The organism is Nonomuraea sp. JJY05, assembly GCF_043496855.1.
Lineage (GTDB): Bacteria > Actinomycetota > Actinomycetes > Streptosporangiales > Streptosporangiaceae > Nonomuraea.
The window spans coordinates 90,498-113,482 of the sequence record NZ_JBIEIS010000041.1 but is presented as its reverse complement, the minus strand read 5'-3'; the positions used below and the strand labels follow the sequence as shown (position 1 = coordinate 113,482).

23 protein-coding genes and 1 pseudogene are annotated in these 22,985 nt (G+C 69.5%); 13 read left to right on the top strand and 11 right to left on the bottom strand.

Annotation, left to right across the window (positions count from 1 at the left end):
• Positions 1 to 2 precede the first annotated feature (2 nt).
• The 3 genes from ACFKCF_RS46215 (at position 3) to ACFKCF_RS46205 (ending at position 2,380) form a co-directional block, all read left to right on the top strand.
• Positions 3 to 1,493 (top strand): ATP-binding protein, encoded by a 1,491-nt coding sequence (locus ACFKCF_RS46215; protein WP_394501732.1) that lies wholly within the window; start codon positions 3 to 5, stop codon positions 1,491 to 1,493.
• The gene (locus tag ACFKCF_RS46210; RefSeq protein WP_394501731.1) at positions 1,490 to 1,984 is read left to right on the top strand and encodes a hypothetical protein; all 495 of its coding nucleotides are present in this window, start codon (positions 1,490 to 1,492) and stop codon (positions 1,982 to 1,984) included. The genes ACFKCF_RS46215 and ACFKCF_RS46210 overlap by 4 nt, the downstream gene beginning before the upstream one ends.
• A gap of 270 nt (positions 1,985 to 2,254) precedes the next feature.
• Entirely contained in the window at positions 2,255 to 2,380 is a 126-nt protein-coding gene (locus ACFKCF_RS46205) for a hypothetical protein (RefSeq protein WP_394501730.1), read from the top strand.
• Here ACFKCF_RS46205 and ACFKCF_RS46200 read toward each other — a convergent pair.
• Positions 2,365 to 3,003, bottom strand: a complete 639-nt coding sequence (locus ACFKCF_RS46200) for a hypothetical protein (RefSeq protein WP_394501729.1) — start codon at positions 3,001 to 3,003, stop codon at positions 2,365 to 2,367. The two genes, ACFKCF_RS46205 and ACFKCF_RS46200, sit on opposite strands and share 16 nt — an antisense overlap.
• Before the next feature lie 937 nt (positions 3,004 to 3,940).
• On the opposite strand from ACFKCF_RS46200, the gene ACFKCF_RS46195 reads away from it, so the two are divergent.
• On the top strand, positions 3,941 to 4,774 hold the full coding sequence (locus ACFKCF_RS46195) for a cellulose binding domain-containing protein (protein WP_394501728.1): 834 nt from the start codon (positions 3,941 to 3,943) through the stop codon (positions 4,772 to 4,774).
• Positions 4,775 to 4,956: 182 nt separating this feature from the next.
• Here the strand turns inward: ACFKCF_RS46195 and ACFKCF_RS46190 are convergent, their stop codons facing one another.
• Positions 4,957 to 6,456: an alpha/beta fold hydrolase gene (locus ACFKCF_RS46190; protein WP_394501727.1), complete on the bottom strand. Its 1,500-nt coding sequence runs from the start codon at positions 6,454 to 6,456 to the stop codon at positions 4,957 to 4,959.
• A 948-nt stretch (positions 6,457 to 7,404) separates the two neighbouring features.
• On the opposite strand from ACFKCF_RS46190, the pseudogene ACFKCF_RS46185 reads away from it, so the two are divergent.
• Both ACFKCF_RS46185 and ACFKCF_RS46180 read left to right on the top strand, forming a co-directional pair.
• Positions 7,405 to 7,601: pseudogene (locus tag ACFKCF_RS46185) on the top strand (hypothetical protein); the annotation flags it as partial.
• 331 nt (positions 7,602 to 7,932) lie between these two features.
• Complete coding sequence (locus ACFKCF_RS46180; RefSeq protein ID WP_394501726.1) at positions 7,933 to 8,586, top strand: CAP domain-containing protein; 654 nt, start codon at positions 7,933 to 7,935, stop codon at positions 8,584 to 8,586.
• 84 nt (positions 8,587 to 8,670) lie between these two features.
• On the opposite strand, the gene ACFKCF_RS46175 is transcribed toward ACFKCF_RS46180, so the two are convergent.
• On the bottom strand, positions 8,671 to 8,952 hold the full coding sequence (locus ACFKCF_RS46175) for a hypothetical protein (RefSeq protein ID WP_394501725.1): 282 nt from the start codon (positions 8,950 to 8,952) through the stop codon (positions 8,671 to 8,673).
• Positions 8,953 to 9,544: 592 nt separating this feature from the next.
• Here ACFKCF_RS46175 and ACFKCF_RS46170 point away from each other — a divergent pair.
• Complete coding sequence (locus ACFKCF_RS46170) at positions 9,545 to 10,237, top strand: response regulator (protein ID WP_394501724.1); 693 nt, start codon at positions 9,545 to 9,547, stop codon at positions 10,235 to 10,237.
• A complete protein-coding gene (locus tag ACFKCF_RS46165; RefSeq protein WP_394501723.1) occupies positions 10,237 to 11,355 on the top strand; it encodes a sensor histidine kinase in 1,119 nt (372 codons plus the stop codon). Before ACFKCF_RS46170 ends, ACFKCF_RS46165 begins: the two co-directional genes overlap by 1 nt.
• A 234-nt stretch (positions 11,356 to 11,589) precedes the next feature.
• Here ACFKCF_RS46165 and ACFKCF_RS46160 read toward each other — a convergent pair whose 3' ends face one another.
• The 3 genes from ACFKCF_RS46160 to ACFKCF_RS46150 all read right to left on the bottom strand — a co-directional run bounded on the left by ACFKCF_RS46160 (position 11,590) and on the right by ACFKCF_RS46150 (position 14,297).
• Positions 11,590 to 12,081 carry a hypothetical protein gene (locus tag ACFKCF_RS46160; protein WP_394501722.1) on the bottom strand — a complete coding sequence of 164 codons (492 nt, stop codon included), beginning with the start codon at positions 12,079 to 12,081 and terminating at the stop codon, positions 11,590 to 11,592.
• Positions 12,082 to 12,221: 140 nt separating this feature from the next.
• Complete coding sequence (locus ACFKCF_RS46155; RefSeq protein WP_394501721.1) at positions 12,222 to 14,006, bottom strand: ABC transporter ATP-binding protein; 1,785 nt, start codon at positions 14,004 to 14,006, stop codon at positions 12,222 to 12,224.
• 75 nt (positions 14,007 to 14,081) lie between these two features.
• Complete coding sequence (locus tag ACFKCF_RS46150; protein ID WP_394501720.1) at positions 14,082 to 14,297, bottom strand: hypothetical protein; 216 nt, start codon at positions 14,295 to 14,297, stop codon at positions 14,082 to 14,084.
• A 213-nt stretch (positions 14,298 to 14,510) separates the two neighbouring features.
• Between ACFKCF_RS46150 and ACFKCF_RS46145 the strand changes: the two genes are divergently transcribed.
• A complete protein-coding gene (locus ACFKCF_RS46145) occupies positions 14,511 to 15,758 on the top strand; it encodes a DUF418 domain-containing protein (protein ID WP_394501719.1) in 1,248 nt (415 codons plus the stop codon).
• Between the two features lie 1,122 nt (positions 15,759 to 16,880).
• On the opposite strand, the gene ACFKCF_RS46140 is transcribed toward ACFKCF_RS46145, so the two are convergent.
• The gene (locus tag ACFKCF_RS46140) at positions 16,881 to 17,765 is read right to left on the bottom strand and encodes a LysR family transcriptional regulator (protein ID WP_394501718.1); all 885 of its coding nucleotides are present in this window, start codon (positions 17,763 to 17,765) and stop codon (positions 16,881 to 16,883) included.
• Positions 17,766 to 17,854: 89 nt separating this feature from the next.
• Between ACFKCF_RS46140 and ACFKCF_RS46135 the strand changes: the two genes are divergently transcribed.
• The 4 genes from ACFKCF_RS46135 to ACFKCF_RS46120 all read left to right on the top strand — a co-directional run bounded on the left by ACFKCF_RS46135 (position 17,855) and on the right by ACFKCF_RS46120 (position 20,647).
• Positions 17,855 to 18,223 (top strand): VOC family protein, encoded by a 369-nt coding sequence (locus ACFKCF_RS46135; RefSeq protein ID WP_394501717.1) that lies wholly within the window; start codon positions 17,855 to 17,857, stop codon positions 18,221 to 18,223.
• A 134-nt stretch (positions 18,224 to 18,357) separates the two neighbouring features.
• Positions 18,358 to 19,635: a serine hydrolase domain-containing protein gene (locus tag ACFKCF_RS46130; RefSeq protein ID WP_394501716.1), complete on the top strand. Its 1,278-nt coding sequence runs from the start codon at positions 18,358 to 18,360 to the stop codon at positions 19,633 to 19,635.
• 277 nt (positions 19,636 to 19,912) lie between these two features.
• A complete protein-coding gene (locus ACFKCF_RS46125) occupies positions 19,913 to 20,428 on the top strand; it encodes a DinB family protein (protein WP_394501715.1) in 516 nt (171 codons plus the stop codon).
• Positions 20,429 to 20,512: 84 nt separating this feature from the next.
• Entirely contained in the window at positions 20,513 to 20,647 is a 135-nt protein-coding gene (locus ACFKCF_RS46120; RefSeq protein ID WP_394501714.1) for a hypothetical protein, read from the top strand.
• Positions 20,648 to 20,954: 307 nt separating this feature from the next.
• Here the strand turns inward: ACFKCF_RS46120 and ACFKCF_RS46115 are convergent, their stop codons facing one another.
• The 4 genes from ACFKCF_RS46115 to ACFKCF_RS46100 all read right to left on the bottom strand — a co-directional run bounded on the left by ACFKCF_RS46115 (position 20,955) and on the right by ACFKCF_RS46100 (position 22,922).
• The gene (locus tag ACFKCF_RS46115; RefSeq protein ID WP_394501713.1) at positions 20,955 to 21,503 is read right to left on the bottom strand and encodes an RICIN domain-containing protein; all 549 of its coding nucleotides are present in this window, start codon (positions 21,501 to 21,503) and stop codon (positions 20,955 to 20,957) included.
• A gap of 197 nt (positions 21,504 to 21,700) precedes the next feature.
• Entirely contained in the window at positions 21,701 to 21,880 is a 180-nt protein-coding gene (locus tag ACFKCF_RS46110) for a hypothetical protein (RefSeq protein WP_394501712.1), read from the bottom strand.
• Positions 21,881 to 22,213: 333 nt separating this feature from the next.
• Positions 22,214 to 22,456, bottom strand: a complete 243-nt coding sequence (locus ACFKCF_RS46105; protein ID WP_394501711.1) for a hypothetical protein — start codon at positions 22,454 to 22,456, stop codon at positions 22,214 to 22,216.
• 16 nt (positions 22,457 to 22,472) lie between these two features.
• Positions 22,473 to 22,922: a hypothetical protein gene (locus tag ACFKCF_RS46100; protein WP_394501710.1), complete on the bottom strand. Its 450-nt coding sequence runs from the start codon at positions 22,920 to 22,922 to the stop codon at positions 22,473 to 22,475.
• Positions 22,923 to 22,985 lie beyond the last annotated feature (63 nt).

Genomic DNA, 22,985 nt, shown 5'->3' with positions numbered 1-22,985 from the left:
CGGTGACACCTCGGCCGAGCCTGGGCCTGCGTGCCCGGCTGTTGTTCGCGTTCGCGCTGCTGTGTGTGGTCACCACGGGGGCGGTGGCCGGCGGGATCTACGTCCAGGCCCGCAACGACATCCTGCAGCGGGCCCAGGATGCCGCGGTGCAGGCGATGAAAAGCCGCATGGAGGAGCTCTTCCCGTTGCGGAGTGCGACGCCGGGCCCGGACGAGCTCGGCGAGATCGCCGGCACCGTGACCGACGGCGACAGCCGCGCGCTCGCCGTCTACCACGAGTTGTACGCGCCGAACGGCCCGCCCGGCCCGCCCGGCCCGCCGCCGGGGCTCTGGAGGCCGGGCGGGATGGGGCAGATCCTGGATCCCGGGGGGCTTCCGCCGAAGCTGCGGCGGATGGTGGCCGACGGCGAGATGGCGTGGCAACGCGTGGTGTGGCAGGGCGAGCCCTACCTGATCATCGGCACGCCGTTGCTGATCGTCGAGCGAGACAGGACGACGCGGGTGTCCGGCATCGAGGTCTACATCGCGCACAGCCTGCTTCCCGAACAGCGCAGCATCGACCGGCTCGCCACATTCGCCTGGCTCACCGGCGCGGCGGCCATGGCGTTCGCGGTCGTCCTCGCGCTGCTGGCCACCCGTGGCGTGCTGCGCCCGGTGCGCGAGCTGGGCCGGGCGGCACGCCTGCTGGGCGAGGGCGAGTTGCGGACCAGGATCGCGGTCCGCGGCTCCGATGAGCTGGCCGACGTGGCACGCACGTTCAACAACACCGCCGCGGAGCTGGAACGGCACGTCAAGCAGCTGCGCGAGATGGAGGCCGACGCCCGCCGGTTCGTGGCCGACGTCTCCCACGAGCTGCGTACCCCGCTGGCCGCGCTCGCCGCGGTCGCCGACGTCCTCGACGAGGAGGCGGCCCGGCTGCCCGAGCCCGCCGGCAGGGCCGCCAGGCTGGTCAGCCAGGAGACGCTCAACCTCACCGGGCTGGTGAACGACCTCATCGAGATCAGCAGGTTCGACTCCGGCGTCGCGGCGCTCGCGCTGAACGAGGTCGACGTGGCCGAGCTGGTGCCCGCGACCCTGCGTACGCGAGGCTGGTCGGAGCAGGTGGACACCGAGCTTCCACCCGCGGTGACGGCACGGCTGGACCCCCGCCGGGTGGACGTCATCCTCGCGAACCTGGTCGGCAACGCGCTGAGGCACGGCGAGCCACCGGTGTCGGTACGGCTCACCGCCGACCCGCACTGGATCGCTCTCGAAGTCCGCGACCACGGGCCGGGGCTGGACGAGGCGGTGCTGCCGCACGTGTTCGACCGGTTCTACAAGGCCAGCGCGGCCAGGGCCAGGTCCGAGGGCAGCGGCCTCGGCCTCGCCATCGCGCGGGAGAACGCGCGCCTGCACCGAGGCGATCTCACCGTCACCAACGCCCCGGGCGGCGGCGCCGTGTTCACGCTGCGCCTGCCACGCCGGGCACACGATCCGGACGGAGGCGCCGAGTGAGGACCGGGCTCGCCCGCCGCGTGTTCGCCGCGGGCCTCGTATCGCTCGTCGCCGTGGCCGGCTGCGGCGTGCAACCCACCGACGCCATCCGCGCCGGCGACCCGCCGAGCGGACCCGTCGCGCCGACCATCACACCAGCCATGAAGATCACCCTCTACCTGGTGAAGAACGGCCGGCTCAGCGCGGTGAAGCGGCGGCCCGTCCGCCGGCTGTCACCGGCGGACACGCTCGCGCTGCTGGCTGCCGGACCCAGCGCGGCGGAACAGGCGGACGGACTCACCACCGAAGTCCCGCGCGAAGCCGCCCCGTTCTCGGTGACCGCCGAGCGGGCCGGCCACTTGGTGGTGGCCCTGTCCACTCCGGCCGGCGAACTGTCCCCACTTGCCGTCGAGCAGATCGTGTGCACGGCCGCCGCCAGGGCGCCGGAAAGCCCTGCCCAGGTCACCGTCGTCGGTGCTGGACAGGGCGCCCCCCGGAGCTGCCCCTTGTGATCCGAGCTTCCGGTTGGTCGCCCGCACCGCCTTGAGCACCAGCCGAGCCGTGATGTGAGGTCCGGCGAAGCCGAACGAGCCGACGCGACAACGATCAGCTGATATGCCCGGTTGATGTCCGGTCGCTGCCCTGGTCCGGGCTTTCCCGCTGCCACACCCTGAGCGAGGCGCTTTATGCGCTCTTTATGGGTCTCGATCGCCATCGAAGGGTGAGCCATGCCGCCAAGCGATCCAGACAGCAACGAAACGGTAGTTCATCGCATTGCGGTGGTGATGATCCTGGTCCTGATCGGCGCCCTCGTCGACGCGCTACCGCCGAAACCCGCGGTGGCGACCGTGGCGCGGGCGAGGGCCGGCGGCGATCCCCGGGCCATGCCCCCTCAGTCGGCCAGGTAGGAGATCGAGCGAACCTCGTAGCCGGCGTTCCCGGAGCCGCGTACGTGCATCAGCATCGCACCGCCCTCATAGGAGTAGGCGCACGAGTAGCCCTGCGGCTCCTTGCTGCAGCCCTGGAAGAAGTGGGTGACGCCGCGCGGGTCGTACTTGACCTTGAACAGCTTCTGCACCGTGGCGGAGGTGGCGACCTCGAGCCCGGCGTACGCGTCGCCCCGCTTCCAGGCGGCGAAGAGATGCTTGGCCACGGTGGGCGGCTTGGTGATGTGCCGCGACAGGTAGACCTTGCTGACCTTCGAGCCGGAGACCACCATCGCGATGCCGTCGAGCCCGCCGGGCACGCGCACGCTTGTGTGCACGAACCGGCACACGTTGGCGGAACAGCCGTCGAAGCGGTCGGGCGCGCGGTAGACGTAGGTGAAGATCGTCTTGACCGCGGCGGGGGTGGCCGCCTTCGCCGCGGCCGTGCGGTCGGCGGCCAGCCAGGCGCGGAACAGCTTGTTGGCCACCGTGCCGGGCGCGGGCGCCCCGGCCGAGGCGTGAGCGGCGAAGGCGGGGCCGGCGGAGGCGAGCGTCAGTGTTGTGGCCGCGGTGAAGGCGGCGCCGAGGAATAGTCGTTTGAACACGCTGCGACGCTAAGGGGAGCGCCTTGCGCAGGGATTGAGCCCGGCTTGCAGTGGTCCGAGAGTCTTGCGGCGGTTGCGTTCGCCCCCTGACGATGCGGCTCAGCATGACGTTGACTCCAGTGAGATCATCCTTGCCGATCAGCGCCGCCACCCGGAGCTCCACCTCGTCGATCGTCGCGTAGCCGACCCTCGATGCCCTCGTCCGGCTGCGCCAGGCCCGGGGACTGCCGTTCCTCGTCTCCTCGTCCCCGTCGCGGCCGCGACCCGCGTCCGGGCGGGTGGCGCTGCACCAGCTGCGCCGACCACCCAGCCGCCGCCGGCCGCACCGCCCCGAACTCCAGGCCAAGTCCCGCCGCCGGCACCTGGCCAGCCTCGCCGATGAAGATCTGGTGTGCGCTCAATACAACGCTCGGAGGGCCATCGAGGCCCGGGACGGATGCAGCTGAGTTCCTCCGCCGCGCCGGCGAGTCGCGCGCCGCCGCCGAGCTGGCGGAGGGTGTGCGTCAAGGAGCCCATCCTGATGACGTCGCACCCTGTCTTGAGCTCGCCCGGTTCCCCTTTGCCATGGTGGCGACCCTGGAAGACGCGCTCCTGGTCCTCCGTCCGTGCGCCGTGCCTTCGCTGACCGACGAGGCTTCGATCTGAGCGCTGGTGAGGTCCACGCCGGGGCGGCATGCAACCTGTGGTCAGCGAGGTCGTACGCCCCAGCGAACCACAGCCCCGGCATCCACGTCGGCGGTTGACACGTTGACGTGGTGTTGGAGCCCGCGCCGTGTTCGCGGCCGACGGCTGGACCCGGTCCAGGAATTGAAAGATTCATCCGCCCACACGGTTCACCAGGAGCTACGCGCGGTGGATCAGGTGGTTCGTTGACTCCATGCATGAGCGCGCACACAATGTCCGTCGAGACGGCCGGGCGACGGAGGGGTGCTGGCTGATGCAGAAGACCTGGGTGGGCTTATCGGGACTCGTCGCGGCGGTCGCGATCATCGCGTTGCTCGCCGGAAACGCCATGGCGGCCCTGGTCGCTGTGCCGTCCTCGTCGCCGGATCCGTCCGGCTCGCCGGCCCCGTGCAGTACGGGGACCTCGCTGCCGACACTACCCCCCAGCAACAGTCCGCCGACCGCGCCCGCGACACTTGAGGTGGTACGGGTGCTGCTCAACTCGGTCGAGTTGCGCTGGACCGCCGCCACGGACAACAACGGCATCGCCTGCTACCGGGTACGGGAGCGGCGCGACGGCACAGCCACCACGGTGGCGACGTTCCAGCCGACGGCCACCGAGGGCACGGTGTACCTGCCGTGGCCTCCGTTCGGCGTGCCCTCGCAGACGCACATCCTGGACGTGGTGGCCGTGGACACGTGGTACACGCCGGGGCCCGCCTCCCCCACGGTGACCGTGACCATCTACAACGACGTCATCTCGTCACCAACCCCGCCGCCGGTGGGCGACTGTGACGTGACGTACGCGTCGTGGGCGTGGAACTCCGGCATGAGCACCAACCTCACGATCACCAACACGGGCAGCACACCCGTCCGCGACTGGCGCCTGACGTTCAACTTCCCCGACGCGGGCCAGCGCGTCACCTCGGGCTGGTCCGCCGCCTGGTCGCAGACGGGCACGGCCGTGACGGCCGGGCACCCGCAGTGGAACAGCGACATCGCGCCCGGACAGACCCTCCGCATCGGCTTCACCGGCTCCAGCACGGGCAGCAATCCCGCGCCTACGGCCTTCTACCTCAACGGCGCGAGATGCCGGATCTCACCGTGACGCCCGTCCTCAGCGGAGAGTAGCGGATCATCGGTAAGTGTGCGTGAGCCTCGGCTCGCCTGCTCCGGTAAGCGGCGGCGACCGCGGTTCCTCGACCACGTGGTCGAGGAACCGCCACCGCTCGCGGCCTTCGAGACCGCGCAGCCCCCAGCGATACGCAGCGTAAGGCTGCCCTGCCGTGGTCAGCAGGCGAGGTCGGAGGCGGGTAGCACACCGGCCGAGAGGAAGTCGTTCACCGCTCCGTTCAAGCACGCGTCGCCGTGGTAGGGGAACGGCGCGTGCGTCCGGGCGTCGACGGTGACCAGGCGTGATCCCGGCAGGCGGGCCGCCACGGCCCGGCTGACGGCGAGGGGCACCGCCACGTCCCTGAGCGCGGCCGTAACGAGTACGCCGGGGGCCCGGTCGGATACCTGGCCGGGCGTCGGCGGCGCCGGGTGGTCCATCGCCGGGGGCCAGAAGGCGCAGGGCGTGATGTTGGCGTTGGCCGGTCCGAAGAGGGGGTACCGCGTGCCGTAGGTAGCGAGGTCCCGCAGGTAGGTACGGGGATCGCGGGGCCAAGGACCGTCGGCGCAGCGGTAGGCGATGTTGACGGCCGTGTGATTGTCCGCAGGCACCCCGGCGACACCCGGCGGCGGCACGGGGCGGATCGGGAACGGCACGAACGGCTCCTGGCCGGCGGCGACGGCCGCCAGCGCCGAGGCGATCAGCCCTGCGTACTGCTCATAGTAGATCCCGGCCACGATCAAGGAGCCGAGTTCGCCCGCGGTCCACGGGTGACCGGCGATGACGATCGGCGACGTCCGCGCCCGATCGAGCAAGCTGCTGACGGCCCGCGTGACCTCCTGAGCGGTGTCGCCGAAGCCGTAGTCGGCGTCCCGCTCGGCGATCCAGTCGGCCAGTTCGGCGAAGCCTCGGTCGAACGCCGGGGTGCGGGCCAGGTCGAACGGGCGCCAGATGATGGCCGGGTCGACCGGGCTGTCCAGCGCGAACCGGTCCACTCGATGCGGGAAAAGGGCGGCGTAGACGGCACCGAGCATCCCGGCGTACGATCCGCCCAGGTAAGAGATCTTGTCCTCGCCCAGGGCCGCCCTGATGAAGTCCATGTCCCGGGCGGCGTTCACGGTGGTGGCGTAGGGCAGCGCCCATCGCGCGGCGCGTTCGCAGTCCTTCGCGTACTGCCGCGCCTCCGTGGAGTCGGCGGCGAAGCTCCCGGGTGTCGCCGTACGGACCCAGTAGCCGGCCGGTTCCTCGACGGGTTGCCCGCAGCTGATGGGGGTGCTGCGTTCGACGAACCTGATGTCGAATCCGATCAGGTCGTACTGGGCGCGGACGTCAGCGGACAGGGACGGCGCCAGGGTGCTCGGCAGCGGCACTCCCGGCCCGCCGGGCCCGCCCCCGGTGGTGAGCAGCACGCCGCGACGCCTGGCGGGGTCGGTGGCGGGGAGCCTGGAGATCGCGATCGAGATCGTACGGCCTCGCGGGTGCCGGTGGTCCAGCGGCACAGTCACGGCGGCGCACTGCAGCTCGGGGTCGGTGATGCCGGCGCATCCGGTCCACTGCGGATTCGGGTGCGCCCCCGCCTCGGCGGTCGGTGCGAACGCCGTCACCACCGCGGCCAGAGCCACGGCCAGCGTACCCCGCACGAATGTCCGAGCCCGTCGTAAGCCCATCGGATCGGCCATCAGCGATCTCCTCGCATCGCGCACCAAGATCAAGCCGATCGTACAGAGCAGACGGCGGGTTCGGCCATCCTTGGCACGGTGACGGATACGCCTGGGAGGAAGTGACAAATACCTCTGGGCAAGGAGTGCCGAACGTCCGTACGCGATGGACGTTCAGTGACAGTTATCGCTAGGAGTCACACCGCGATGGCCAGCGTTATCGATGTCGCGACAGGCTCCAGGCCGCTTGCCGTGAACAGAGCGAGGAGCCTAATCAGGCGTGACGATGTCCCCGTCGTATTCGACGGCAGAACGGTGATGCAGATGCTCGACATTCCGCCCTCCCCCATGGTGGGGGCCGCGATCCGGCACCTCCAGGAGGTTCACCTGGAACGTGGCCCCCTCACCCGCGACGAGGCCGCCACCGAACTTCGCCGCTGGGCCCAGAGCTTTCCGAGGCACTCGATGAGTCGCGAGCCGCCGGGATGTGACACACAGTGAACGTAGTGGCGCTGACGTTCGAGCGGAATCGCCCAGTCGGCGACCAAGGCGCCGCCGACCGCGGTTGACACCAGCGGCGATCGAGCGCCATCTGCCTCCGAGCCTGGTCATACAGCGGCTGCCCATCGCCCGCCAGTCCCCGCAGGAACGAGGGCCGTCACACAGCTACCAACGCCTCACATGCTCCCGCATTCGCGACGCCCTGCTCGGCATCGCCCGACTCCGGCAGACGTGCCTGCCGGGCGACTCAGCGCGGCACGTCTCGAGGGAACGCAAGATCGGGCCGCCGACCGGCGTGGACCCACCGCGCCGTCAGAGCTTGTCCGGCTCAGTGCTGGCGAATTACTCGCGTTACCGACGAGTCTTCGTGCTGCGAGTTTGACCTGTTCACCGCCCAACCGGGCTGGCGTCCGAGCAGACGCTACGGAAACTCGCGAGCCTGCGCGACGACGCCCAAGACTGGCTGAGCTTGTGCCCTACAAGGGCCGCAACAAGCCCGCCTCGCAGAAGGCCGCCGCGCCAAGCTCCGCGGACCGGGCGAACGCGCCAACGCTCGGCCGGAGACCTGGCGCATCCTGCGCAAACTCCGCTGCTGCCCGCTTCTCGCGGGCAACCGCCAATCCTCGTCCTCCAGGTCGGCGAAACGGCATGACAACACTCATTGACCGCTGATCTCGGGGCAGCCCAGTGGCTCCACGATCTCAATGCCGATGGGTGCCACAGTCCCCCTAACGCCAGGACCAGTAGGACGGCTCTACTCCGCCTCTCCACGCCACCACTCCCCCAACCGCTCATCGCCACAATTGGCGAAGCCATCAGCATGGGGCATGTCGATCGCGAGTGGAAGGGTGTCAGTGCCCGAAGGCTGCCGGCCGACACGGAAAGACCGCGCGAGCTCCGGCGGGGCTTCGGCCTGCAGAAATCTGAGTAGGGCCTACTCAGGCGCCCGCCCGGGAGCCGCCGTTTCACTGGAGGCTCAACGAAGGGAGTCCTCTCATGAGCGATCTGTCACCATCCATCCGACGGCGGCCCCAGCTCCCCGCCGTCCTGCCGCGCACCGTCCGCCTGCTCGGTGCTGCCGCCCTCGGCCTGACGGCGCTGAGCGCCGTGGCGAGCGCCCCGGCCGCCGCCGCGCCGAACTGCGCTGCCGCGTCAGCGTATTACGACCAGGCTCCCACCAGCGGCAACCTCACGATGGTGCGGCAGGCGGTGCACTGCCTCATCGATGCTGAGCGCGCCAAGGCCGGGCTGGCCCCGCTCACGCGCAACAGCCAACTCGACGCCGCGGCGGCCGCGCACGCCGACGCCGCCGCGACCCTGAAGTGGTGGCGGCCGGGCGCGGACTCGCACACCAACCCGCAGACCGGTTCGACGCCGTACAGCCGGATAACGGGCGCGGGCTACTGCCCGAACCCGCTCTCCTGGGCCTACGCCGAGACCACCTACACCGGCTGGGGCGGGTCGGGCACGCCGCGGGCCGCCGTCCATTGGTGGGTGTACGTCAGCACGTACGGCCACCGCCAGATCGTACTGAGCCCGACGCTGACCGACGTGGGCATCGGCGCGGCAGCGGGAGCGGCGGACCCGTCCGGCGCGGGCGCGGCGGGCGGTGGGACGTTCGTGGTCGACTATGGACGCTGCCAGCGCTAACCGGGCTGGACCGTCGTGCGTGGCAGCGTTCCCGGCCGGACGTCGACCAAGCGTTCTGGCCCCGGCGGCACGGCAGCTCCCGCGTCACAGCGAACCCGATCCCCGCCTGTGCGGAACCACCGACGGGCGGTCTCGCCAGTCGCGGTCCCAGGCCTGCACGTGATCGTGAAGTTGCCGGGCGAGCTCGGCGCCGGCGCGGCCGTACCCGCAGGTGCCGAACTCCCAGCGAAGCTCGGCGGCCTCATGGCGCTGTGGTTGGCGGATGGTGAGGTAAGCGAAGCTGTCGTGGGTGATGAGGAGGGGACAGTACCAGCGCATGGCCGGCTCGATGAGGGCGCTTTCGCGGTCCGGATCCCGCCAGAACATGCCGGTGCCCCCACCGGCGGAGAACGATGGCACCCGGGCATGGAGAAGGCCCAGGAAGGGCCGGCGTCGCGCCCAAAAGGCTCCTATCGCCGCGAATCGTGACAACCCCGGCACAGTTCAGGAGCGCCGTCCAGATGTCCTTGACCGCCCTTGACGGGTGCGCGGGCCCGATGTCCTCGATGTCCCGCAACCGGCACCGGTACAAGCACACGACCTGCACCGCCCTCGCCCGAGGCAGTCTTCACCGGGCGCACATACGGGATACACCCGCTGATACAACCCGGATAAGTGCGCAGACTCGTTCGCGATGCGTGGTCTGCGGCAGAGCGTCCGGCCTGATGGGCGATGCAGCGCGAGCCGTACGCCAGGAGAAAGGAGTTACCGCATGAGGTTCACTCTTGGTCCGCGAGCCCATCAAGCACCCAGACGGCTCCACCCAGCCGGCGGGGGTATGACCCCCGGCTGGCGGGGATATTACGGACTTCAGGCGGATGCCTTCTAACCTGCCTGTTTCTCAATCTTGAGTCATGGCGCAGCGCTCAGGCACTGCGACCAATCGGAGTTTTAAGATCGGAAAGCAAGGCTGGCCAGAGTGGGCGAGAGCGAGGCGGAGCACGTGATCCGGGTAGTGGTGGTGGACGACGAGGCTCTGGTGCGGTCGGGATTCAGCCTCATCCTCGGTGCGGCTGACGACATCGAGGTCGTCGCGACCGCGAGCGGGGGCGACGCCGTCGAGACCATCCGCCGGGAGCAGCCCGACGTGGTGCTGCTGGACATCCGGATGCCGGACGTCGACGGACTCACCGTCCTGCACCAGCTGCAGATGATGCCGAGCGCACCCGTGGTGGCGATGCTGACGACGTTCGACACCGATGAGTACGTTCTGACCGCGCTGCACTCCGGCGCGGCCGGTTTCCTGCTCAAGGACACCGAACCCGACCAGCTCGCCCACCTGGTGCGCACCCTCGCAGCGGGCGGCGTGGTGCTGTCGCCCAAGGCGTCCCGGGCCCTGCTGCACAGTCACCCCGGTATCGAGGCGGCTGTCGACGAGGAGGCGGCTCGCGTCCGGCTGCTCACCCCCCGCGAGCGTGACGTCCTGGTCCTGGTGGCGGAGGGGTTGTCGAACGCCGACATCGGAGCGCGTATCCACCTGGGCGCCGGCACGGTCAAAGACCATGTCAGCGCGATCCTCACGAAACTGCGGGTGACGAGCCGGGTACAGGCCGCCCTGCTGGCACAGCGGGCCGGGCTGCTCGACGACCGCAAGCAGTCGCAGGCCGGCTGATGAGCCGCGCAGGCGCCCTGTGGGGGCGCGTGCCCGCGCCGGTCGTCGACCTCGCCCTGGTGGCGGTGGCGGCCCTGGACGTGTGGGTGAACACCTGGGAGGAAACCCGCCTCGGCGTCGCGTTCCCCGTGCTCGGCTGCGGCGCGCTGGTCTTCCGGCGCAGATTCCCGTTCGCCGTCTTCCTGCTCACCCTGCCGATCATGGTCACCACCGAGGTGGCCGTGGCTCCGCTCGTGGCGCTCTTCACCGTGGCCGAACGCTCCCGCAACCGCCGCTTTCTCGCGGTATGCGTCGCCTTGACCGCCATCGCGGGCAGCATTCCGTGGCCTCCGTCCGACCTCTCCGAAGTCGGCCAGACCTTTACGCTGCTCTTCTTCGTCTACAACCTGGCGATCGCCGTCGCCCCGGTCCTGTTCGGTCAGCTCGTCCAGGCGCGACGGGACCTGGCCCGGCGGCTGGAGGAGATCGAGGAGGCCAGGGAACACGAACGTGCCCTGCACGCTCAGGCCGTGGTCGCCAGGGAACGTGCCCAACTGTCTCGGGAGATGCACGACGTGGTCTCCCACCAGGTGAGCCTGATCGCGGTGCAGGCCGGAGCCCTACAGGTCGCTACCAAGGATGCGGACGCCAAAGAGGCTGCCCGCACGATCCGTTCGCTGAGCGTCACCACGCTCGACGAACTGCGCACCATGGTCACGCTACTGCGCGCCTCCGGCGGCCACACCACCGAGCTGACTCCTCAGCCCACCCTGGCCGACCTGCATAAATTGGTGGCATCAAGCGGCACTCACGCGGAGCTGACGGGTGAGCTGCCGCCCACCGTGGGCACACCCGCGCAACGGGCCATCTACCGCACGGTCCAGGAGGCGCTGACCAACGTCCGCAAGCACGCCCCCGGCGCCACCGCTTGCGTCGAGCTGTGGCAGGAAGGCGACGACGTGGGAGTGACCGTCACCAACACCCCGCCCACGCGTCCCTCGCTCTCCCTCCCCGGTTCGCAGCAGGGCTTGGTCGGTCTGCGGGAACGGGCCGACATCCTGCACGGCACCCTGGATGCGGGCCCGACCACGGAGGGCGGCTACCGGGTGTGGCTGCGGATTCCCCTCAGCGCGGACTGACCGACCCCTCATGCTGTTCCGTCGGCTTGCGGCTCACGAGACCCACTCGTGGTCCGCGTCCGGCAACGAGAAAGGGGGGCTGGCGCCCGTGCTCCGCCCGGCCTGCACGCTCGTCCAGCTCCCGGTCCTGACCGTGTCCGGTGCCGCGTCAGGACAGCGCAGATCCCGGCACCGGGCTGACGGCCCTGGTTTCACCGCGCCCTCCTCACCGGCATCTGCGAACAAGTCGCCGCGTCACTTCAGCAGGGTGCTGACCAAGGCGACGGCCACCCCTAGGAGCGCGTCGGTACAGCCGATCTTGAGGGCTCGTCCCCACGTGCGGCCCGCGGCCCGGGAGGCGAGCAGGCCCCAGCACAGCAGCAGGACGGTGTTGACTCCGAAGGCGACGTACTCGATGCCTGTGGAGCGCCACCAGCCAAGGCCCGCCCCCCACAGCAGCAGTGTGGTGGGCAACGCCGCCACCACCAGCGGCCATTCGGCGAGCACGGCACGCACCACACCCCGTACGCCGGGATGGCCCTGCGCGTCGCGGTGGGCGATCTCGTGGGCGTATCCATGGGCCAGGGCCGAGGCGAGGGCGGTGAACAGGACCCACAGGGCGTCGTCCATGCGTGCCGCTCGAGTCGTCTCGCCGAACTGGGTGAGCGCGGCGACGGCCGAACCCGACACCAGGAGCCCGTACACGCCGCCGAACAGCGCGGTCGGCTGAGCCAGCCAGTCCCACACCGCACGTCTGTAACGGATGGCGGACTCGGTGCGCATAAGGGGCCTTTCGCGGTCTTGGTTTCCGTGCATGTCGGCGCGTGGGGTTGTCCGGTCGGGAGTGGGGCAGCGGACGACCGGACAACCCCGCGTGTGATGGGTCATCACGCGGGGGCCAGGAGCTGGGTGGCCGCCAGTAGCGCGTACAGCCGGTCCTGGGCCACCAGTTCCTCATGGGTGCCCACCGAGCGGATCCGGCCGGCGTCCATCACGACGATCCGGTCGGCGCCTGTCACCGTCGACAAGCGGTGGGCCACCACCAGCACGGTGGTCTCGCGGGACACCTCCGTGATGACGTCGCGCAGCGCCAGCTCGTTGACGGCGTCGAGCTGCGAGGTCGCCTCGTCCAGGAGCAGCAGCCGAGGCCTGCGGAGCAGGGCGCGGGCGATGGCGATGCGCTGCCGCTCGCCGCCCGACAGCTTCGAGCCGCGGTGTCCGACCGGGGTGTCCAGGCCGTGGGGCAGGCGCTCGACGAGGGTGTCGAGCTTCGTCCGGGCCAGGACGTCGCGGATGTCGTCGTCCGTCGCGTTGGGCGCCGCGAAGACCAGGTTCTCCCTCAGCGTGCCGGCCAGCACCGGAGCGTCCTGCTCCACGTACCCGATGGCAGACCGTAGCTCGGACAGGGACCAGTCCTGTACATCCTTGCCGTCGACCAGGACCCGGCCGCCGGTGGCCTCGTAGAACCGCTCGATGAGCGCGAACACCGTCGACTTGCCCGCGCCCGAGGGGCCCACGAAGGCCGTCATTCCGGTTCCCGGCACCTCGAAGCTCACCTGCTGGTGGGTGTACGGCAGGCCCGGACGGTAGCGGAAGGACACGTCCTCGAAGCGGACCGACGCCGGACCTGACACCGCTGTCCCCTGCCTGGGCAGGGCGCCCTCCTGCCGGGCGGGCGGTTCCGTCGACAGGCGTTCCACCTGCGCGATCCGGGAGATCGCGGCCGCCCCCTCCTGATAGGAGGACACGGCGTCGACCAGCTTGGACACCGGCTCGATCAGGTAGAAGAGGTACAGCAGGAAGGCGATGAGGGTCGACACGGGGATCTCCCCGGACGCCACGCGCGCCCCGCCGACCCCGAGCACGGCGAGAAAGGCCAGCTGTACGGCGAGTTCGTCGGCCGAGCCCGCCACGGCCTCCCACTTCGCGCTCTGCATGCCGTGCCGCCACGCCCGCCGCGCCGCCGCCTCCACCCGGGCGGTCTCCCGCTCCTCGGCACCGGACGCCTTCACCGTGCGAAACGCCCCGAGAGCCCGCTCCAGCGCGACGGAGATCTCCCCGACCGCCTCCTGCGACCGCTCGGTGGCGCGGGCGATCTTCGGCATCACCAGGGCGACGGCCCCGCCGACCAGCACGACCACACCGAGCGTCACGCCGAGCAGTACGACGTCCAGGAACGCCATCATCACGATCGCCGCCACGAAGGCCACCGCGCCGGTGGCCGCGGAGACGACCGCCTGGGTGCTGACCGCCCGCAGCAGCGTGGTGTCCGAGGTGACCCGGGACATCAGATCGCCCGGCGGGGTCCGCTCCCACTCCGCGATCCGCAGCCGCAGCAACCGCCCCACAAGGGTGCGCCGCGCGGCCAGGACCACCGACTCCGCCGTCCGCTCCAGCACATACGCGCCGAACGCCTCGACCGCCGTGCCCAGCACCACCAGCGCTGTGAGCACGATCAGGATCCCGGCGATGGTCTCACCTGTCGCGAGCCGATCCACGAGTGCCTTGGTGGCCAGCGGCTGCAGCAGTCCCCCGGCGGCCCCGACCAGGGCGCACAACAGGCCGAGGGCGACGGCCCACCGGTGCGGCCGGACATGGGCGCACAGTGCCTTGACCGTCTCTCGGGCGGACAGGGACGTTTCATCCGTCGTCGGGGCGGATGCGGTGTTCACGAAGTTCCTTTCTTCTGCAGTCTGCCGGGCACCGCATCAGCGGTCCGGCACACCAGGGCGTGAGCAGGTGTCGGCTCAGTGGACGAATGCGGCCGCCCTCGCGGCGAGGGCGTGCGCCAACCCTTCGGAGACCTCAGGACGCACGACGGACAGGACGAAGGCGCCCGCCGCCGGCGTCAGACCGAGGAATTCCAGCAACTCACCCCTGCCAGGGACGGCGTCACGGGCCGGCGCGTCGGCCGATGATCCGAGGAATCCCTCGCGCTCGTTGTGTCGCGCACGGTCTGTCATGCCTCCAGCCTGGAAGCCCGTCCGCCCCACGCCCACCCGGCAACTGTCGGGTCCACCCCCGCCGAGTGGCTGAAGAAGACCGCCGTCCGGTCGCACCGGACCGGCCGGGGACGAGACTCCGCCGATCGGCAGGGCGGTACCCGCCGATCGGCGGGGGCGTTACCGAAGCCTGCCGGATGGTCCGCCCCCTGACGTCCACACGAGATTCTCCGTATGACACAGACACAGCCGCCGCAGGAGACACCGGCTCCGCAGGAGAACTCGCCTCCGCAGCCCCGAACCCCGCCCGAGTCCGCCGTGCCGGCCTCGCCCGGTCCCTCGATGGGACGCCTCGTCGGGGTGGACCTGGCCCGCGCGCTGGCCGTGTTCGGCATGTACGTCGTGCACATCGGCCCCCCGCTGTCGGCCACGGACGGCGTCGCCAGCTGGGTCCGGTACCTGGCGGACGGTCACTCGTCGGTCCTGTTCGCCACCCTCGCCGGGTTCTCCCTGATGCTGATCGCCGGCCGCCGGGAGCCGAAGACCGGCCTGGCCGGTCGGCAGGCGAAGGCCAGGATCGCGATCCGCGCCGTGATCCTGCTGGCGCTGGGCACCGCGATGGCGATGGTTTACGGGGGAGTGATCATCCTCAACTTCTACGGCGTCTTCTTCCTCCTCGCCCTGCCCCTGGTGCGACTGCGCGCCAGGACCCTCGCGATCACCGCGGCCGTCCTCGCCCTCGTCACACCGCAGCTGGCCTTGGCCCTCAACTCGCTGCTGACCGAATCGCTCCAGCAGAGCATCAACGTCTACGACCCGCTCCACCGCCTCAGCGGCGTGGGAGTGCTCGATCTGCTGCTCACCGGCTTCTACCCGGCGCTCACGTGGATGTCGTTCGTGATCGCGGGCATGGCGCTGGGCCGCCTCGACCTGTCCTCCGGCACTGTCCAGCGACGCCTGGCCGCGCTCGGCGCCGCCCTCACCGTGACCGCGTACGGCATGTCCTTGCTGCTGGCCGGCAAGGACGCGTTGAGGAGCACGGCGGAGGACGGGTCGTCGTCCAGCGGCTCCGTGTCGATACCCCTCGACAGCGGGTCGTTCCCCGATATGCCGGCCTCGTCGCTCCTGACGGCCGGGCCGCACAGCGGCACCACATTCGACATCATCGGCAGCGTCGGAGTCGCGATCCTCGTGATCGTCGGCGCGACGGTGGCGATGGACCGCCTGCCGCGACTGCGCCACCTGGCCAAACCCGTCATCGCCGTGGGCACCATGTCCCTGACCGCCTACGTCGGCCACTTCGTCGCACAGTCCGTGCTGTCCGTGCCCGGCGGGACCGGCACCCAGCAGTCCTGGATGCCGCTGCTCATGTTCATCGGCGGGGCGATCGCGTTCGCCTCCATCTGGTCCCGCTTCTTCCGCCGCGGACCCCTGGAGTACCTGCTCAACGCCTCCACCAAGCCGGCGAAGTACATCCGATGAGACCCGGCCGGGGTGGCCGCCTCCACGCTCCACCCCGGCCTGGACCGCCCAAGGATCCAGCGAGCGCATAGTCCTCGCAGGCTTTCACCCATAAGCCTGGCTCGTCACCGAAAGGTGCACCGAGGGTGTCAACGGCCAAGTCCGTGTGCAGACTGGCTCCGCCCACCACCCGAACCAGCGATAGCACCACTCCTGTTGCGCTCTGTACGTTCAGCCGTGTCAGCTCTGAGCTGCATCAACGCCAGAACGCCACGGCGCGGACCCCGAGAGAACTCCTGCCCATCCGGCAAGGTCACCCGGACCTGAGGCGGGGTCGACTCGGCAGAGGACATGTCGTCACCGTACGGGACGCCGCTTGCGACGCCCCGCCGCTGGTACAGACGCGATGATGGACGTCAGCGCCGAGGTGAGGAGCAGCGCGTGGGAACCAAGCACCTCGCCCGACTGCAGTTCGACGAGGACGGCGGTCGTTTCTTGGGCACCCAGGCGACCGATCGTGCCCTTGTCGACCGCTGGAGGTCCCGTCAGCACCAGTGCTCGCACCGGTCTACGCAGCTGAACAGAAGTACTTGGCAGGGAATGGAACGAAGCCGCAGACCGTCAGGTTCAGCCCGAGGAAGTGGTCGCCGTCGTGGATGAAGGTGAGTGACCGGCTGACGCCGCCGCGTTTGCCACCACCGCGCCGCCCGCGCCGTGCCCGGCGCGGTGGAGGAGAGGTACGCGGTACCGGCGTCGATCGTACCGACGGCCTGGGCCGGCCGACCTGAGCCGTGATCGCCAACTGGCTGCTGCACCGCTCGTCGGCCTCCACCTGGCAGGCGCGGCTGCTGGCGCTGGCCGCGTTCGGCCAGGGGACAGGGCATCTTGGTGATGGTCAAGTCCTCTCGCGGGCGCCGGCTCCGCGGCCGGCCTCACACGGGCGGCCGATGCGGGTCACACTCCGATGCCAGCGGGGGGCGCTCAACCGACTGGGCGTATCCGGCCGTCTCCGATCCGAATGCGGCCTGGAACGGTGCGCTCCCCACCCGGCGACGTGCCCGGCACGACGCCGAGGCGCTCGGCCGTGCCAGACACAGGGTGTCCAGGCTCTCCACGAGCTTGCCTGGGGCGGGCGCGTACGGGTCAAAGGGCGATGGGGCCGAGGTCGCGGGCGGCCTCGGCGAAGTCCCTGATCAGGGTGGTCTCGGTGGCGGTGCGCCAGATGAGCGCCCAGCGGGCCAGAGGGGCGTCGCGGATGGGCACGTAGATGTGGTCGGGCCGGGCGTAGTAGCGGATGGAGTGTGCGAAACACGGTGAGACGGCCTCGCCGTTCGAGACGAGGGGGATCATCTCGGCAGAGGTGGTGACTATGGGGCCGATCCGAATCGGACGTCCGCTGGGAGTGTGGGTGGGGACAAGCCAGTTGCGCCAATAGTCCGGCCGGGCCCCGCCGAAGACGATCTCGTCCCCGAGGTCTTCGTACGACACCGATTCCCGGTCAGCCAGCCGGTGCTCGGGGCCGACCACGAGCACGACCGGTTCGGTGCAGACGACGGGGCCCACAGTGAGGTCGCTCTCCCTGACGGGTAACCAGGCGATCAGCAGGTCGATGTCTCCGGAGCGCAGCAGCCTGAAGGGATCGGCGAAGCCGGCGTAGCGGAGCTGGAGGTCGCATTCGGGGTGGCGGCTCTTGAAGGCGTCGAACAGCGGGCGCAGGTCCTGGGGATTTTCGTTGACCATGCCCAGGCACAGCACGTTCGTCTTCCCCCGGGCGGTCAGGGCGGCGCGTTCGATGCCGTCGAGCAATCCGCGGTACATCGGCTGGAGGTCGTCGAAAAGCTGCTGCCCGATCGGGGTCAGCGCCACGCGGCGGTTGTCGCGTTCGAACAGGGCGGCGCCGATGCGGCGTTCCTGCTTCTTGATCGCCTGGCTCACGCGTGCCGGTGTCACGTGCAGCCGTTCCGCCGTACGGCCGAAGTGCAGCTCTTTGGCGAGAGTCAGGAAGATCTCGATGTCGCGAAGTTCCACGCGGCCCCGTTCGTCGTTTAGTGAGAGGTTAAGGCACGATGCCGGATCCGGCGTTGTCGTCCCGGATGGCCTGGCGGCACGCTTATGGCGTGAACATCATCGCTTCCGCGGTGACGCTGAACGTCGACGACGTGGCGGCGGCCAGTGCCTTCTTCACCACCCACCTGGGCTTTCACGAGTCGGTGGCGAATGGGGCATATGCCTGTCTCGTCCGACCGGACGCCGGCGCCGACATCGTGCTGCAGCTGCGAGAGGCTGGAGAGCGGCCCGCGACCGGGGTCGTGCTGACCTTCACCGTCACTGACGTCACCGCCGAGTACGACAGGCTCGTGCGAGAAGGGGCAGCCGTCAGCGTGCCGCTGCGCAGGGAGCCGTGGGCGGAGCTGCTGTTCGAGTTGACCGACCCCAACGGCATCGTGGTCCGGCTCGTCGAATGGACGGCGCCGGCAGGCGCCTGAGTGCGACGGCCGGGGCGAGAGCCGATCAGCATGCGGCAGATCAGTAGAACCACCCTGCAATGTTGCGTACATCGTTCCGGACAGCGTGCCATGTGCGCACAGCGAGAACAACCTATAGGAAAGGACGTTTAGCCATGTCGAAAGTCGCCAGTTGGGACATGAAGGGCACCTGGGACACCAAGGGCGCTTGGGACACCAAGGGCCGCTGGGAAGAGCGCGAGCGGCCCGGCCTGTCACAGGCGGGGCTGGAGCGGATGCGCCAGGTCCTGGCCGGACACGTCGGGTCGGGAGCCGTACCCGGGCTGGTCGCGCTGGTCGGCCGGGGCGACGAGACGCACGTCGAGGCCCTGGGGACCCTGCACGCGGGCGGCACCGAGCCGATGCGGCGGGACACGCTCTTCCGGATGGCGTCGCTGAGCAAGCCGGTCACGGCCGCCGCGGTGATGATCCTGGTCGAGGAGTGCCAGCTGCGGCTGGACGACCCGGTCGAGGAGTGGCTGCCCGAGCTGGCCGACCGCCAGGTGCTCAGGAGCATCGACGCCCCGCTGGACGACACGGTCCCCGCGGCCCGGTCGATCACCGTGCGCGACCTGCTGACCTTCACCTTCGGGTTCGGGGTGGTGCTGGCGGCGCCCGACACCTACCCGATCCAGACCGCGATCCGCGAGCTCGGCCTGGACACCACCTCGCCCGACTTCGGGCCGCAGGAGTGGATCCGCCGGCTCGGCACGCTGCCGCTGATGCACCAGCCGGGCGAGCTGTGGCAGTACCACGTCGGCTCCGACGTGCTCGGCGTGCTCGTCGCCAGGGTGGCCGGGCAGCCGCTGGAGGAGTTCCTGCGCGAGCGGCTGTTCGGCCCGCTCGGCATGAAGGACACCGGCTTCCACGTGCCCGCCGACCGGATCCACCGCCTGCCCACCAGCTACGCGCACAACCCCGAGAACGGCGAGCTGGTCGTCTGGGACGAGGCCGCCGGCGGCAAGTACAGCCGCCCGCCGCTCTTCCCGGCCGGCGGCGACGGGCTGGTCTCGACCGTCGACGACTACCACGCCTTCTTCCGCATGCTCCTGAACAAGGGCACCTTCGGCGGAGCCCGCGTCCTGTCGCGGGCCTCGGTCGAGCTGATGACGATGGACCACCTGACGCCGGGGCAGAAGGTCGAGAAGGACGCCTTCGGCGACCACTTCGGCCGGCACGGCGGGTACGGCTTCGGCCTGGCGGTCCGTACCCACCGGCGCGACCTGGCCTCGCCGGGCCAGTTCGGCTGGGACGGCGGCCTCGGCACCACCGGGTACGCCGACCCGGCCGAGGATCTGGTCGGCATCCTGCTGACGCAGAGCGCGATGGACTCCGTCCACACGCCGCGCCTCCACAAGGACTTCTGGACCACCGCCTACCAGGCAACCGGGTGAACGTGACCGGGGCCTTTCTGCCTGCAGCACGGCAGGCAGCCAAGTGGTGCTGACGGCGAAGAGCGCGACAAGGTGACTGGATCCCAACCTCGGAGGGGATCCAGTCACCTTCAGTCCTGTCCACCGACTTCGAGTCGCGCCGCATCGAGCACCACCGCGCGCTGCGCCAACCCCTGGACCCGACGGCGGTCATCGACGGCCAGAGGGATCCTGCAACGTTCGAGGCTGCCGTTCTAACTGTTCGACATGCTCTCCGAGAATGCGGGACGCTACCGCGATGACACAACGAACCGATACGCCGCCCGCATGGGATGAACGCACACAGCTGATCACCTTCCTGGACTACGTCCGTGACACGGCGCGGGCCAAGTGCGAAGGTGTGTCCGCGGAAGACGCCCGCAAGGCCCCCCTCCCGGGTTCACCGCTGATGACGATATGCGGGCTGATCAGCCATCTGCGGTGGGTCGAGCACTACTGGGTCGAGGTGATGTTTCTGGGGCAGGAACTCGAAGGTCCGCTCAAGGAGGCGACCGATGACGACCCCGACCCTGAGATGCGGATAGCGGTCGATGTCCCACTGCCCCAGCTTCTCGCCGAATACGAGGAACAGGGCTCCCGCTACGGTCGGCTGCTCGCCGACCACGACCTGGACTCACCGGCCAAGCGTCCTATCGGGGACGGCCGCCACGTGGACCTCCGCTGGGTGATCCTGCACCTGATTGAAGAGACGTCCCGCCATAACGGCCACCTCGACATCGTGCGTGAGCTCGTCGACGGCCGGACCGGCGTATAGGTAACGGCTTGTCATGAACAATCGCGGCGGTGTCTGTGACACGGCACCGATCACCGGCACCGCACTGATCAACAGCGACAGGTCATGGCAGGGTGCATCCAGGCCATCAAACTGCTGCTTCCGGCCGGCACCACCGTGATCATCTACTACCCGGACCCGGCAAATCCGGCAGAACTGCTTGAAGTCACCGTGCGCGGCGTCGGCCGCTGGCTGGACTGAGCCTGGCAGGGGTTGCGTGGCGAACCGGCCGACCTGGGGACATACGCCGTTCTCGGGGTCGGCCGGTGTTCTCCGTGAAGCGCGCCTGCCTGGTCGCGGGCGGAACGTGTACTCGTCCAGCGGAGGTTTTCATCCGTTGCCGCCGGTCGACCCCGTAGTAGATCGGTGCGCGGTCGTCGAGGGATGCCGCGCCTTTCGGCCAAGAAACCCCGCTCTCAAGCGGACCAGGTCACACTTGGAGGCTCTCCCGAGCCTGCAAGTGTGACCGGCGATCCCCGCACCGCAGCATAGGTCCTGTAGCGAGGGCTCAGCCGTAGTAGTCGCGGATATCCCAGAAGCGGGAGGGGTGGCCGTCGCAGGTGTACTGGACGGCCTCGAGGTTGTTCTCGGTGCTGACGCCGCCGGCGATGGTCAGGCACTTGCCGGTCTGGACGTTCCGGAATTCGATGTGTTGGCCGACCTGATTGCCGAGCGCCCAGTAGCGCGAGGGGTGGGTGTCGCAGGTGTACTGGAGGGCGACGACGTTGTTCTCGGTGCTGACGCCGCCGGCGATGGTGAGGCATTTGCCGGTCTGGCGGTTCTTGACCTGCAGGTACCCACTGGAGTAGCCCCAGACGTCCCAGCGGCGGGAGGGGTGGCTGTCGCAGGTGTACTGGACGGCGTGGACGTTGTTCTCGGTGCTGACGCCGCCGGCGATGGTCAGGCACTTGCCGGTCTGCCAGTTCACGAGCTGGACGTTCGACGCGGCCCAGACGGCCGTGGAGGATGGCGCGGCGGATACCGGGGTGGCGGTCGTCGCGCCGAGGGCGAGGAGCGGAGCGATGACAGCTGCCGCGCGAAGGATGTATGACCTCATGTGACCCAGCGTGCGGGCGTGGGGCCGGTATGGCTTGAGTACCTCGTACTCAATGTGTGCCCTGGGACGGGTTGCGCCGGGCGGGAACAGATGCGCGGACAGGACAAAGACGACAGTTGCCTGCCGTCGGACGAGTGGCTATGAAGACGGAACGTCCCCCCGTCCTGCCGGAAAGGGGGACAAGGGACCGCCGCGCGTCACACCGGGCGCTTGGCACCCGACTCGCCGTCGGCCAGCACCACGGCGCCGGGCGGTGATGGCTGTTGCGGCTTGCGGATCACGGTGTCCGCATGCGCAGGAGTGATGCCCAGCACCAGCACGGCGGCCAGGCCGGCGGCCAAAGCGGCGGCACGGCGAGTCCAGGTACGGGTCTTCATACGGCTCTCCCAGTCGGCCGATGATCATGACAGTACTGTCCACCAGCATCAGTGCTACATCCCCGCCCGTCCACCCCAGGAAGGCCGAGTGGCCACAAGCGGACAGGCCCTCGCACCCGCAGACGTTCACGACGGCTACGGGCTCGCGCCGGTCCCAGTGCAAGAGATCAACGGTGCTCCGGCGTGGTTGTGACGTGCATCGCTCGATGTCCAGCCCGCCGCGACCTGGGCGGATGTAAATCATCGGCGGGCGCAGTGTCGCCGGGGACCTTGTGGGCCACCAGGGCCGTGAGTGGTGCGCGAAACGTCGCGTTGCGGAAAGTCGGCGTACAGCTACGGGGTGGGCCGTGTGGAGCCGTCGTCGAGCGGCTCGGGCCGTCGACTGTGGACGGCCGAGCCTCGGCCGATGGCCACCCGGTCGACAGGGTCGGCGTCGCCAGGTGGAAACGACGTGAGCGATTCGTCCTTCGTGTACGTCAGCGGCTCGTTCGCCTCGAAATAGCCGTCACGCTGGAAATGCACGAGCTCGACCGCGCTCAGGTCAAGTGTCCGGCGAGCAGGGGGAAGCTCAAGCACCGTGCGACTCAGGACCCTAGAAATCCCATCGCTCGGTGGTGACCGGAGAGACCGTCGCCGACTGGACCCTGACCTTCCGCCATGAGAAGGCGTACTTGTTGAATACAGCTTCATTGATGATCCAGCGGTAAGCACCGTACCGGCTGTCCCAGATGAAGACCTGAGGGCTGGAGGCGGACTTGACCAAGTGCGCGCCGTTCAGGTTGGTGAAGCTGCCGAAGCAGGCCGAGAAGTCGTTGAGAATGACGATCCCGTCATAGGTCTCCCAGAGGCTGAAGTACACGGTCTCGTTGGGGATCCATCTGGCTCGATTATCGGGATCCACGAGGAAGATGGCCGGGCTGGTCGGTGACTTGAATCGTTGTCCCGGTGCGGGGCAGGCCGCGCTGCTCTCGCTGTCAGCAGTCGCGGCGGTAGTACCGAGCACAGCCAGCGAAAGTGCGGCCAGTGTGATGCGTAACGTCATGCGAACGGTTCTCATCGTGTTCCCCTTCTCGTCAGGATGGGCTGCGGCCAACCATCGAGATGG